Origin of the sequence: Candidimonas nitroreducens (assembly GCF_002209565.1) — a bacterium.
Classification (GTDB): domain Bacteria; phylum Pseudomonadota; class Gammaproteobacteria; order Burkholderiales; family Burkholderiaceae_B; genus Candidimonas; species Candidimonas nitroreducens.
The window spans coordinates 148,379-160,653 of sequence record NZ_NJIH01000008.1 but is presented as its reverse complement, the minus strand read 5'-3'; the positions used below and the strand labels follow the sequence as shown (position 1 = coordinate 160,653).

Here is a 12,275-nt window from a genome sequence, read left to right as displayed (position 1 = left end):
GCGCCGGAAACGGTGCAAGCCAGACAGTACGGGCCTTGGCGCGGCAAGGCCTGCGCACCCGGGGTTTCCGTCTCCCGAAATCGGTAAAAATCAAGTGTTTTTTGCGCTTGCCTACGCGCGCGGACGCCACTACAATTAGTGTTAGAAGATCAAAACACCACTATATATAGTGGTTTCATCGTAAGACTTAATCCACTTTCTGAAGTACCGGATAGCGGTCTTTTTCATCCGCCGCCCACACCAAGAACCCCTTCTGGGCCCGCCCTGCGCGGCGGGCTGCTGCATCATCTCAGGAGCATCCATGCAGACCACTCAAATTGCCGAATCACGGCCCGAAGCTGCGCCTTCCCCCGTACCCGCCCCGGCCGACCAGGGCACCGCCAACGTGGGGCAATGGCACAACTTCCACATCATCCGGCGCAACGGCGCCGTGGTGGGGTTCGAACCCGGCAAAATCGCCATAGCCATGACCAAGGCCTTTCTGGCGGTCAACGGTGGCCAGGGCGCCGCTTCGGCGCGGGTTCGCGAACTGGTCGAAAAGCTCACCGCCCAGGCGGTCGGCGCGCTGGTGCGCAACCGTCCCAGCGGCGGCACCTTCCACATAGAAGAAATCCAGGATCAGGTCGAGCTGGCCCTGATGCGCTCCGGCGAGCACGACGTGGCCCGCGCCTACGTGCTGTACCGTGAAAAGCGCTCGCAAGAACGCGCCCGCAGCGGCCAGGCCCAGGCCCCGGCGCAGCAAAGCACGCTGAACGTCACCGACAACGGCACCACCCGGCCGCTGGATCTGGCCCATCTGCGCAACATCATCGACGAGGCCGGCAGCAATCTGTCGCACCTAGTCGACACCGACGCCATCCTCAAAGAAACGGTCAAGAACCTGTACGACGGCATTCCCGTCGACGAAGTCTTCAAGTCGGCCATCCTGTCGGCCCGCGCCCTGGTCGAGAAAGAACCCGCCTACAGCCAGGTCACGGCCGGCCTGCTGCTGCACACCATCCGCAAAGAAGTGCTGGGCGAAGAAGTCTCGCAGTCCGACATGGCCACGCGCTACGCCGAATACTTCCCGCGCTTCATCAAGATCGGCATCGAGAACGAACTGCTCGACCCCAAGCTGCGCCAATACGACCTGCCGCGCCTGAGCCAGGCCCTGAAGGCCGAGCGCGACCACCAGTTCAACTACCTGGGCCTGCAAACCCTGTACGACCGCTACTTCCTGCACGTGCACGGGCGCCGCATCGAACTTCCCCAGGTGTTCTTCATGCGCGTGGCCATGGGCCTGGCGCTCAACGAAATCGACCGCGAAGCGCGCGCCATCGAGTTCTACGAAATCCTGTCGTCCTTCGACTTCATGAGCTCGACGCCGACGCTGTTCAATTCCGGCACCGTGCACTCGCAGCTGTCGTCGTGCTACCTGACCACGGTCTCCGACGACCTGGAAGGCATCTACGACGCCATCAAGGAAAACGCCCTGCTGGCCAAATACGCCGGCGGCCTGGGCAACGACTGGACGCCGGTGCGGGCGCTACGCAGCCACATCAAGGGCACCAACGGCGAAAGCCAGGGCGTCGTGCCCTTCCTGAAAGTGGTCAACGACACGGCCGTCGCAGTCAACCAGGGCGGCAAGCGCAAGGGCGCCGTCTGCGCCTACCTGGAAACCTGGCACCTCGACATCGAAGAATTCCTCGAGCTGCGCAAGAACACCGGCGACGAGCGGCGCCGCACGCACGACATGAACACCGCCAACTGGATCCCCGACCTGTTCATGAAGCGGGTCATGGAAAATGGCGAATGGACGCTGCTGTCGCCGTCCGACGCCCCCGACCTGCACGACAAGTACGGCCGCGCCTTCGAACAAGCCTACCTCGGCTATGAAGACAAGATCGCGCGCGGCGAACTGAAGCTGTACAAGAAAGTTCCCGCCGTCTCGCTGTGGCGCAAGATGCTGTCGATGCTGTTCGAAACCGGCCACCCCTGGCTCACCTTCAAAGACCCTTGCAACATCCGCTCGCCGCAGCAGCACGTGGGCGTGGTGCACGGCTCGAACCTGTGCACGGAAATCACGCTCAACACCAGCGACACCGAAATCGCGGTCTGCAACCTGGGTTCGGTCAACCTGACGGCCCACCTGCGCCAGAACGACGCCGGCGGCTACGAGCTCGACCACGACAAGCTCCAGCGCACCATCGACATCGCCATGCGCATGCTGGACAACGTCATCGACATCAACTATTACGCCGTACCCAAGGCGCGCAATTCCAACGCCCGCCACCGCCCCGTCGGCCTGGGCATCATGGGCTTCCAGGACTGCCTGCACAAAATGCGCGTGCCCTTCGCTTCCGACGCCGCGGTGGAATTCTCCGACCGCTCCAGCGAAGCCGTGTGCTACTACGCCTACTGGGCCTCCAGCAAGCTGGCGGCCGAGCGCGGCTCGTACTCCAGCTTCAAGGGCTCGCTGTGGGATCGCGGCATCCTGCCGCAAGACACCCTGGCCCTGCTGCGTGAAGAACGCGGCGGCCACGTCGAAATCGACGACAGCAGCACGCTCGACTGGGACAGCCTGCGCAGCCACATCCACCAGCACGGCATGCGCAACTCCAACTGCATCGCCATCGCGCCCACAGCCACCATCGCCAACATCATCGGCGTCTCGCCGTGCATCGAACCCAACTACCGCAACTTGTACGTCAAGTCGAACCTGTCGGGCGAATTCACGGTGGTCAACGACTATCTGGTGCGCGACCTGAAAGAGCGCAACCTGTGGGACGAAGTCATGGTCGCCGACCTGAAGTACTTCGACGGCAGCCTGGCGCGCATCGACCGCGTGCCCGACGACCTGCGCGAGCTCTATGCCACCGCCTTCGAGATCCACCCGCGCTGGGTCATCGAATGCGGCGCGCGCCGCCAGAAATGGATCGACCAGTCGCAATCGCTGAACATCTTCATGACCGGCGTGTCCGGCAAGAAGCTCGACGAAACCTACAAGCTCGCCTGGGTGCGCGGCCTGAAGACCACCTACTACCTGCGTTCCAACAGCGCCACCAACGCCGAAAAATCCACCGGCCGCGGCGGCGAGCTGAACGCCGTGTCGTCGGGTTCCGGCCAGTCCGCCGCCGCAGCGGCCCAGGCTGCCGCGCTGCCCGAGGCCGAGATCGTCGGCACGGTGTGCACCTTGCGCCCGGGCGACGAAGGCTTCGAAGAATGCGAAGCCTGCCAATGATTCAGACCGGCGCCCTGCATTGAGCAGGGCTCCAACAGTACAGGAAACACATCATGTTGAATTGGGAAGAAGACGTAACAACCCCGGCCGCGGCGCCCGCACAGGCGCCTGCGGCAGCCCCGGCGGCCGCGCCCGTCAGACCCGCCGTCGCCGGCACCGACAATGCCATCGCCAAGCCGGGCGCCGCTGCCGCGGCGGCCCCCGCCAAGCCCGCCAGCCGCGTGCGCGCGGCCGACAAGCGCATCATCAACGGCAGCACCGACGTCAACCAGCTCGTGCCGTTCAAGTACAAGTGGGCCTGGGAAAAATACCTGGCCGGCTGCGCCAACCACTGGATGCCGCAAGAAATCAACATGTCGCGCGACATCTCCTTGTGGAAGAACCCCACCGGGCTGACCGAAGACGAACGCCGCATCGTCAAGCGCAACCTGGGCTTCTTCGTAACGGCCGACTCGCTGGCGGCCAACAACATCGTGCTGGGCACCTACCGCCACATCACCGCGCCCGAATGCCGCCAGTTCCTGCTGCGCCAGGCCTTCGAAGAGGCCATCCACACCCACGCCTACCAGTACATCGTCGAAAGCCTGGATCTGGACGAATCCGAAATCTTCAACGCCTATAACGAGATCCCCTCGATACGCGCCAAAGACGAATTCCTCATCCCCTTCATCAACGCCATCGCCGACCCCGACTTCAAGACCGGCACCCCCGAAGCCGACCAAAAACTGCTGAAGTCCCTGATCGTTTTCGCGTGCCTGATGGAAGGCCTGTTCTTCTATGTCGGCTTCACGCAGATCCTGGCGCTGGGCCGGCAGAACAAGATGACCGGCGCCGCCGAGCAGTACATGTACATACTGCGCGACGAGTCCATGCACTGCAATTTCGGCATCGACCTGATCAACACGATCAAGCTCGAGAACCCGCACCTGTGGACGAGCGAATTCCGCGAAGAAATCCGCGAACTGTTCCGTAAGGCCGTAGACCTGGAATACGCCTACGCCGAAGACACCATGCCGCGCGGCGTACTGGGCCTGAACGCCTCGATGTTCAAGTCCTACCTGCGCTTCATCGCCAACCGCAGATGCCAGCAAATTGGTCTCGAGCCGCTGTTTGCGCAGGAGGAAAATCCGTTCCCGTGGATGGCCGAGATGATCGATCTAAAGAAAGAACGGAACTTCTTCGAGACCCGAGTGATTGAGTATCAAACGGGGGGAGCGCTTAGCTGGGAGTAGGTGTTGTGAGACACAGCATCAAGTGACTCTGTTCACAGCAACAGGTGACTTGGAGAGTGGTTCTCATTTGTGAATCGCTGTTGTTTCCAGGCCGCCAAAAAATACTGGCGGCCTTTAAATGCACATTGAAGGGGATTTTGGCCCCAGAACCGGAGCCAGGAAGCAAGCGGATGAGGAATCCGATCAGGAGACCGGCTCTGCGAAGCGACCTTGCTCCACCGCTAGGCAAATTCCACTTCCACATGGCCGACCGTGGTCCTGCGCCGGACGGGGCCAATAACGATAGTCACGTCCCAGCCCAAGCGGGCCAGGCAGTCCAGCATCTTGGTTTCGCTGATGCCATGGAACTGCCCGCGCAACATCATGGACAGCTTGGGCTGGGTGATGCCCAGCACCTCGGCCGCGCGCTGCTGGCTCCACTTCCTGGCCTTGATGGTTTCATCAATCTTCGCGGCAAGCAGTGCTTTGCGGTGCATCGCCTCGGCGTCTGGCATGCCCAGGTCGGCATAGACGTTGCCGCTGCTTTTTTCAATCTTGATCATTTCTTTGCTCCGTGGCCTTGCGCGTGCTCTTGCGCTGCCTTCATCCTATCCCGGATCAAGTCCATATCCGGCTTCGGGGTTGAGATTCCGTGCGTGGACTTCTTCTGAAAGCAATGCAGGACATAGATTGCATCGCCGATCTTGAGCGCATAGACGGCTCGGTACGTGCCGCCTTGCGCATCCTCGACGATTTCAAGAACCCCCGCCGAGCCGAACCCCTGCATAGACTTCGCCTGCCGGTGCTTCTTCCCAGCCTGGGCCAAGTGCAGCGCATAGCCAAAGGTGTGCTGCACTTCGTCCGGCATGGCTTTTAGGTCTTTCTTGGCAGACGAGATCCAGAGTAATTCTCTCATCCGTCTAAATATACCTATTTAGGAATAATTTGCCAAGCTCATCTCAGTCGCGCTGCAAATGGATACGCCCGATAGATGGGTGAAAACCGCTAGATGATATGCCCGATGGGAAGCCCTCAAAAACCGAATAACCGACAAACACCTTTTCCATCCAGCCCGTCGTTCCTGCCAATTCAAACCACCCAGAATCACCGGATGATGTTGCAAACACAGCAACAGGTGACTCTACCAACAGGGAAAGGGTAAAGCCACCTGTTGCTGTGTTTAGGAGGTGGGCAGAACCACCTGTTGCTGTGATTTTGTGAGTCACCTGATGCTGTAGTAGCTTGCTAAGCTATTGAAAACACAGCATACTCAAAACCACCTGTTGCTGTGTCCGTCAGTAGGTGTCAGACGCAGCACTAAGTGATTCTGTATACACCAACAGGTTACTTTGAGAGAAATCCTCACTTATAGATCGTAGCTTTCTCAAGGCCGTCAGGTAATTCTGGCGGCCTTTTAATTGCGCATTCTTCGATTCTATGAGATGCAGCACAAAAATAAAACGGCTCGATTGGATTTACGTTGTTGAGCCAATCTTTAATAGCTGCTGAAAAGACTCCATTAGCGGAGTCCATTGAGCGCCGTTTCGGCTAAGCAGCACAGTCAACCGATCAATATGCAGTTCCTTCACAGGCAAGACATACAGCATATCTGCCACGGGCCGTCGAAATAAGTTTTGAGGGATCAAACCAATCACGTCCGTAGAGGCAATTAGACTTAACAGGGATTCTGTGACGTAAGTCATCTCAAGGCTTACGGGAGGGCCACTCATCCCATGCGCCTTATAAATGGAAATAATAGTTCTTCGAGCTGCAGTATTTGGTGCCCCTAAAGCCCATGGCATTTTTTCCAAGTCTTGAATCTTTAAAGATGAGTTTCTAGCTAAAGGGTGAAACTGGCGAACAACCGGCAGCATTTGGTCTTTACCAAGAATTTGTTGTTCACAATTAAATGGCAAACCAGGATAACTCGGTACGACGGCTAAATCCAACCGCCCTTCTTCGATTTCTGAGCATAACCAATCCGATTGGCCACTAACTAGCCTCACCCTCATGGCAGGCCGCCGAGCCATCAAAATACTTAATGTCTTTACAACCAAAGCTTCACGCGAAACACTGGTTGTCCCAACTCGGAGAATCCCGGCCTGTTTTGCTTTTAATTCGTTGATAAGTGAAACACTATAATGATGCTGGGTCTGAAGATCGAGTACAGACTGCTTGAACTCTTGCCCCACACCTGTCAACCTAACACCATGAATTCCCCTTTCAAACAAGAGTAACCCAGTTTCCATTTCAAGGCGATTGATTACTTTAGAGAGTGCTGGTTGTGTGACGCCAAGTTCTGCTGCGGCAGAAGATAGCCGGCCATGGCTAACTATGACTAGAAAGTATTCAAGGTCTCGCGGATGAAGATACATAACATTTAGTTATTAAACAGTTCCTGTTTGGAATGTATTTGGCGAAATAATAGAATTATAATTTTTTCCATTCTATTATATGAGCTCAGCTCACTCATGAATAAGCCGAATATCATCTTTATAATGGCCGACAATTTGGGTTGGGGGGAACTTGGCTGTTATGGCGGCGGTTCGTTACTCGGCGCACCAACACCAAGAATTGATGGCTTAGCCAAACAAGGCCTACGTTTGCTTAACTACAATGTTGAGAGTGACTGTATACCGACGAGGTCAGCCCTAATGTCGGGAAGACATCCCATTCGTACAGGCTGTCTTCAATCTGTTCCGGCCGGATTCCCTCATGGCCTAACTCGCTGGGAAATAACATTACCACAGCTACTATCTTCTGAAGGCTATGCCACAGCACTTTTTGGGAAATGGCATTTAGGTGACATTCCTGGACGATTTCCTTCCGACAGAGGATTTGACGAGTGGTACGGCGTGCCACGAACTACTGATGAGAGTGAGTTTACTACGACGAGAGGCTTTGACCCTGATGTTGTAGACACTCCTTATCTGATGGAAGGTATAGCAGGACAACCTTCTGTAAATGTTAAGGCATACGACTCGGAAGCCCGACGTCTGATCGACGAGGAAATCGTTGGAAAGTCGATCGAGTTTCTAATCCGAAATTCTCGTGCGGGCCAGCCTTTTTTTCTTTACTTGCCTATGATTCATTTGCATTTCCCGACGCTACCGCATAAAAATTTTTCTGGGAGAAGCGCCGCAGGTGATTTTGGTGACAGCATGATGGAGATGGACTACCGTGTAGGACAGATTATTGATTGCGTAGACGAGCTAGGAATTGCAAATGACACTATCTTGATTTTTTGTAGTGATAATGGGCCTGAGTTTCGCGAACCATGGAGGGGCACGGCTGGACCATGGAGCGGCACTTACCACACGGCGATGGAAGGCAGCCTACGCGTTCCATTTATAATCCGATGGCCCGACAAGATAGATGCCGGCCGGGTCAGTAATGAAATTGTCCATGTTACCGACTTATTTACTACTCTGGCTGGCATTGCAGGCGCCTCCGTTCCTACAGACCGTCCGATAGATGGTGTCAATCAAACCGAATTTTTTAAAGGCGCTGATAAATCTAGCCGAGAAGGATTTTGCTTCTTCCTAAAAAATGAGATGTACGCAGTCAAGTGGCGAGACTGGAAATACCATATGTTTTGGCAACCAGAAGTAAATGACATGAGAGGCAAGCTAGAGTCTCCTTATCTGTTCAATCTAAAGCGTGACCCCAAAGAGCAAGTGAATGTATCGATACATAATATGTGGGTGCTTGGCCCGATAAGGAAAATGATTGAGGCCATGCAAGCTTCGTTTCAAAAGCATCCAAATATTCCACCAGGGCAAGTTGACTAGCCATACAAAAAACTTTACATCATCTCAGCTCATCGGCCAAAAAATCTACCAATATATATTCTGAATATGAGATTGCCTGATTTAACAGGAAGGAGAGACATCGTGAAAAAGCTATTTATCTCTGCAATTATTAGTGCCTTTATGGGCCTACCAGCACATTCTGCAGAATGGCCAACAAGATCAGTAACGTTAATCGTAGGATATGCACCAGGCGGATCTACAGACATAGTGGCGCGGGTTTTAGCTGCCAGTCTATCCAAAAAATTAGGAGTAGCTTTTGTTGTAGAGAATAAATCAGGCGCAAATGGGGACATTGCCGCATCAGAACTGGTGAATAGTACACCAGACGGATATAACTTAATGGTCACAACAGATAGCATTACCGCGTCCCCTGCCATTCGCAAGACGAGATACGATCCGATCAAAGATTTCACCCCGATTGCAATGCTTGCTACCGGCCCCTTTCTGTTAGCCGCCAATCCTAGCGTGAAAGCAAATTCGGTCTCTGAATTAATTTCCCTCGCTCGAAATGATCCAGAAAAATATTCTTATGCGACCTCGGGCGTGGGAAATAGCCAACACTTTGCAGGAGAGAAATTTAATGCTATGACTGGGCTAACGCTCGTTCATGTGCCCTATAGAGGGGGAGGAGCCGCGATCACCGATCTTCTATCCAACCAAGTTCCGCTGGGATTCCTTGGAACGGGCCCCCTGATGCAATATGTGCAGACTCATAAGATCAAACCATTAGCTGTAACGTCTATAAAGCGTTCGCCCTTACTCCCCAATGTGCCTACATTAGACGAGTCCGGTCTATCCGGCTATGACATGTCTACATGGATCGGGCTGATAGGGCCAGCAGGATTGCCTGACCAGATGGTAGAAAAACTGAATAAGGAAATAACTCAGGCCTTGCAAGAGCCTGATATCAAGAAACAAATCAATAATGCGGGTATGGAACCCACTTCATACTCTGCTGCAGAATTCACTGATCGTTTGAAGGACAGCTTTCTTAAATTCAAAGAACTTGCAGAATCTCAGAGAATGACGGACTAGTGGTTTATCATCATATCTCGTATCGCGCTGAACTGCTGGATACCGCTATGAATGGAGATCAGCATGGTGAAAGATGAGGCATTGGAGCAGGAAATGCTCGGCTGGCGACACGCCCTGCACCAGCACCCTGAAGTAGGCTTCCAGGAAGTACATACCGCTGCCTTCGTAGCAAAAGTAGTGAAAGGGCTTGGATTTGATGTGCACTGCGGCATAGGCGGAACAGGTCTGGTTGCGAGCCTCACCGTTGGGGAGGGGACAGGTGTTATCGGTGTGCGGGCTGATATGGATGCACTGGCGATGACTGAGACCGCCACAAATCGCCCGCACGTCTCCCGAAAATCTGGTTGCATGCATGGCTGCGGACACGATGGCCACATGGCGATGGTGCTTGGCGCGGCTCTGCTACTTTCACGTAGCCGAGACTTTAATGGCACCGTGCGTCTCATCTTCCAACCTGCCGAGGAACATGGCTGCGGTGCCAACGCCATGATCCGCGATGGATTGTTCGAACATTTTCCGGTTGATGAGATTTATGGCGTGCATAATATCCCGGGGATGCCCGTGGGCCACATCGCCACCCGAGCCGGTGGCATCATGGCCAGCGAAGATAATTTTGTCATCCGCATTCATGGGCGTGGCGGCCACGCAGCGCGCCCACAGATGGCGGTCGACCCGTTGGTGATCGCTGCTGAGATTATTCTGGCGCTGCAGACGATCATTGGCCGTTCGGTTGACCCTTCGGATTCTGCAGTTGTTTCCTGCACGGAGATCCATTCAGATGGCATACGTAACTCCATCCCTACCCATGTAGAAATCAAAGGCGATACGCGCAGCTACTCGCCCGAGGTGCAGGCTCTGCTGGAGCGGCGTATACGGGAACTGTGCACAGGCATTGCCTCGGCACATGGTGCAACTTGCGAAGTGGAGTACACCCACGAATTCGTCCCAACGGTGAATTGGCCCGAGTGCACGCTGGTGGCCATCCAGGCTGCTCAACGAGTGGTTGGCCCCAGCAACGTGGACGGAAACGTTGCTCCCATGATGATCTCCGAGGACTTCGGCGCGTTCTTGCGAGTCGTGCCGGGTGCCTTCGCATTTATCGGTAACGGTGCCTCCGGCACTCCCGGCGGCGTACCTCTGCACAATGGCCAATACGATTTTAATGACGAGATTCTATCAATCGGAGCACGCTATTTTGCGGAGCTGGTGCGAACCCAGTTGAAGCCCTAATTCAACGCCTTTCGTTTTTGGCCCATCGCAACCACGACTAATCTTCAAACGACGGTGAAACTCGCTACGTACAGATAGCAGTGCTACTTGACGCTTCTCGCTCGCGTCAACGGCAGAGGTGGCGCCGCTTGTTCGGACAGGGCTCTGATATTTATAAGTGGAACGCCCCAGGCTACTATGCTGCCGATTTGATCGCAGGCAGCGTCGCGAAGTATGCCTCATCTGGAGTCTGATCCGCCAGACTCGAATGGGGCCGTCTCTGGTTATAGAGCTCAATGTACGCGCCGATGGGCTGGCGGGCCTGGCTGACCGACTCGTAGGCTTTCAAATAAACCTCTTCGTACTTGATGCTGCGCCAGACGCGCTCAACAAACACGTTGTCGCGCCAACTCCCCTTACCATCCATGGACAGCCGGATACCGCGGTCGAGCACCGCCTCGGTGAAGGCCGTGGCGGTGAATTGACTGCCTTGATCGGTGTTAACGATGTCCGGTTGCCCATATCGGGCAAACGCTTCCTCAAGCGCCTCGACCGCCTGCAGGGCCTCCAGCGTGATCGCCACTCGCTGAGCCAGGATCTTGCGACTGGCCCAGTCCACGACCGCCGTCAGATACACAAAGCCGCGCGCCATCGGGATATAGGTCGTGTCCAATGCCCACACCTGGTTGGCCCGCTCGATTCTCATGCCACGCAACAGATACGGCCAGACCTTGTGCTGGGTGTTGCGCCGGCTCGTATTCGGCTTGCAATACAAGGCCTTCACGCCCACGCGCCTCATCAGCGTGCCCACATGCCAGCGGCCCACCTCGTGACCATCCCGGCGCGGCAAGCGAGTCAGCATCCGCGCCCCGGCAAACGGGAACTCCAGATGCCACTCGTCGATGCAGCGCATCAGCCGCAAATCCGTGTCGCTTACGGGCTGTGCCCGGTAAGACACACTCGATCGGGCCATCCCCAGTCGTTGGGCCTGACGCGACACCGGCAAGGTATGCGTACGGTCTATCATCGCTTTGCGCTCAGCCATCCCGCCTTGGTGAGCGCGCCCTCTAAAAAATCATTCTCCAGCGTCAACTGGCCGATCTTCGCGTGCAGCACCTTCAAGTCCACCGGCGGCTCGCTCGCGGCCGTGCCTGCCGAACCAAACACATCGGTCGCACGCTCCTGCAACTGCCGTTTCCACTCCGTGATCTGGTTCGGGTGCACATCGAACTGCTGCGCCAATTCGGCCAGTGTCCGATCCCCCTTGACCGCGGCCAAGGCCACCTTCGCCTTGAACGCCGCTGAGTGCGTCCGTCTTGTTCTCTTGGTCATTTCTTGGGTTCCTTTACCGGCATTATCGACGGCTCAGGCCCGGAGCGCGCCACTTATCCGACTGTCCGAATTCCCGGCTCCACCTCTGATTGGTTCCAGCAGACTTCCTTATCCCCGACTATGACATAACGTTTAGCAGCGCCAAGAATGTGAAACCGCATGCGCGCAGGCTTAAAACGGATCAGTATGCGGATTTTTGCATGCTACCCGATGACGATGAGGATATTGTCTTTTTGGGCGGAAAGGACTATCAGCCATTGTTTTTCGAGATCACCAAGAAGCTCAGCGCCCGCAAAAAGGTCTTCATCAACTCCACCCATCCGCCCAATGCGCCGCCCGGCTTTACCTTTGAAAGATTTGATACGGCACAAAAGACCAATTGGCATTATTCTTGTGCTCGAACATTAATTACCAGTCGAGAACCAAAGCTGCCTCACCACAGCCAGTGAGCAAGGC

General features: G+C 55.6%; 11 protein-coding genes. 6 read left to right on the top strand and 5 right to left on the bottom strand.

The annotated features are described in order from the left end of the window. The first annotated feature begins 301 nt into the window (after positions 1 to 301). The gene (locus CEY11_RS14745) at positions 302 to 3,220 is read left to right on the top strand and encodes a ribonucleoside-diphosphate reductase subunit alpha (RefSeq protein WP_088604160.1); all 2,919 of its coding nucleotides are present in this window, start codon (positions 302 to 304) and stop codon (positions 3,218 to 3,220) included. A 53-nt stretch (positions 3,221 to 3,273) separates the two neighbouring features. Beyond that, on the top strand, positions 3,274 to 4,452 hold the full coding sequence (locus CEY11_RS14740; protein ID WP_088604159.1) for a ribonucleotide-diphosphate reductase subunit beta: 1,179 nt from the start codon (positions 3,274 to 3,276) through the stop codon (positions 4,450 to 4,452). Positions 4,453 to 4,673: 221 nt separating this feature from the next. Here CEY11_RS14740 and CEY11_RS14735 read toward each other — a convergent pair whose 3' ends face one another. The 4 genes from CEY11_RS14735 to CEY11_RS14725 form a co-directional block, all read right to left on the bottom strand. Beyond that, positions 4,674 to 4,994 (bottom strand): helix-turn-helix domain-containing protein, encoded by a 321-nt coding sequence (locus CEY11_RS14735; RefSeq protein ID WP_088604158.1) that lies wholly within the window; start codon positions 4,992 to 4,994, stop codon positions 4,674 to 4,676. Further along, a complete protein-coding gene (locus CEY11_RS14730; protein ID WP_088604157.1) occupies positions 4,991 to 5,347 on the bottom strand; it encodes a type II toxin-antitoxin system RelE/ParE family toxin in 357 nt (118 codons plus the stop codon). The genes CEY11_RS14735 and CEY11_RS14730 overlap by 4 nt, the downstream gene beginning before the upstream one ends. A gap of 43 nt (positions 5,348 to 5,390) precedes the next feature. Next, positions 5,391 to 5,657: a hypothetical protein gene (locus CEY11_RS25165; RefSeq protein ID WP_143322855.1), complete on the bottom strand. Its 267-nt coding sequence runs from the start codon at positions 5,655 to 5,657 to the stop codon at positions 5,391 to 5,393. 249 nt (positions 5,658 to 5,906) lie between these two features. Beyond that, positions 5,907 to 6,806 carry a LysR family transcriptional regulator gene (locus CEY11_RS14725; protein ID WP_088604156.1) on the bottom strand — a complete coding sequence of 300 codons (900 nt, stop codon included), beginning with the start codon at positions 6,804 to 6,806 and terminating at the stop codon, positions 5,907 to 5,909. 96 nt (positions 6,807 to 6,902) lie between these two features. Between CEY11_RS14725 and CEY11_RS14720 the strand changes: the two genes are divergently transcribed. From CEY11_RS14720 to CEY11_RS14710, 3 genes are all read left to right on the top strand, one after another. Next, positions 6,903 to 8,222 carry an arylsulfatase gene (locus CEY11_RS14720; RefSeq protein ID WP_088604155.1) on the top strand — a complete coding sequence of 440 codons (1,320 nt, stop codon included), beginning with the start codon at positions 6,903 to 6,905 and terminating at the stop codon, positions 8,220 to 8,222. 102 nt (positions 8,223 to 8,324) lie between these two features. Beyond that, entirely contained in the window at positions 8,325 to 9,278 is a 954-nt protein-coding gene (locus tag CEY11_RS14715) for a Bug family tripartite tricarboxylate transporter substrate binding protein (protein ID WP_158215329.1), read from the top strand. Positions 9,279 to 9,329: 51 nt separating this feature from the next. Continuing rightward, a complete protein-coding gene (locus CEY11_RS14710; protein ID WP_233154895.1) occupies positions 9,330 to 10,508 on the top strand; it encodes a M20 aminoacylase family protein in 1,179 nt (392 codons plus the stop codon). 175 nt (positions 10,509 to 10,683) lie between these two features. On the opposite strand, the gene CEY11_RS14705 is transcribed toward CEY11_RS14710, so the two are convergent. Then, a protein-coding gene (locus CEY11_RS14705) for an IS3 family transposase (RefSeq protein ID WP_408608131.1) occupies positions 10,684 to 11,819 on the bottom strand; the annotation gives its coding sequence in 2 pieces (ribosomal slippage) (positions 10,684 to 11,555 and positions 11,555 to 11,819; 1,137 coding nt in all). 200 nt (positions 11,820 to 12,019) lie between these two features. Between CEY11_RS14705 and CEY11_RS25160 the strand changes: the two genes are divergently transcribed. Beyond that, a complete protein-coding gene (locus CEY11_RS25160) occupies positions 12,020 to 12,268 on the top strand; it encodes a hypothetical protein (RefSeq protein ID WP_143322853.1) in 249 nt (82 codons plus the stop codon). The last annotated feature ends 7 nt before the right edge of the window (positions 12,269 to 12,275 follow it).

What these genes read in the sequence shown, in the direction of transcription:
- CEY11_RS14720 (WP_088604155.1), top strand. Translation starts at nt 6,903, where the DNA reads ATGAATAAGCCGAATATCATCTTTATAATGGCCGACAATTTGGGTTGG.
- CEY11_RS14745 (WP_088604160.1), top strand. Translation starts at nt 302, where the DNA reads ATGCAGACCACTCAAATTGCCGAATCACGGCCCGAAGCTGCGCCTTCC.
- CEY11_RS14725 (WP_088604156.1), bottom strand. Translation starts at nt 6,806, where the DNA reads ATGTATCTTCATCCGCGAGACCTTGAATACTTTCTAGTCATAGTTAGC.
- CEY11_RS14740 (WP_088604159.1), top strand. Translation starts at nt 3,274, where the DNA reads ATGTTGAATTGGGAAGAAGACGTAACAACCCCGGCCGCGGCGCCCGCA.
- CEY11_RS14735 (WP_088604158.1), bottom strand. Translation starts at nt 4,994, where the DNA reads ATGATCAAGATTGAAAAAAGCAGCGGCAACGTCTATGCCGACCTGGGC.
- CEY11_RS14730 (WP_088604157.1), bottom strand. Translation starts at nt 5,347, where the DNA reads ATGAGAGAATTACTCTGGATCTCGTCTGCCAAGAAAGACCTAAAAGCC.
- CEY11_RS25160 (WP_143322853.1), top strand. Translation starts at nt 12,020, where the DNA reads ATGCTACCCGATGACGATGAGGATATTGTCTTTTTGGGCGGAAAGGAC.
- CEY11_RS14710 (WP_233154895.1), top strand. Translation starts at nt 9,330, where the DNA reads ATGGAGATCAGCATGGTGAAAGATGAGGCATTGGAGCAGGAAATGCTC.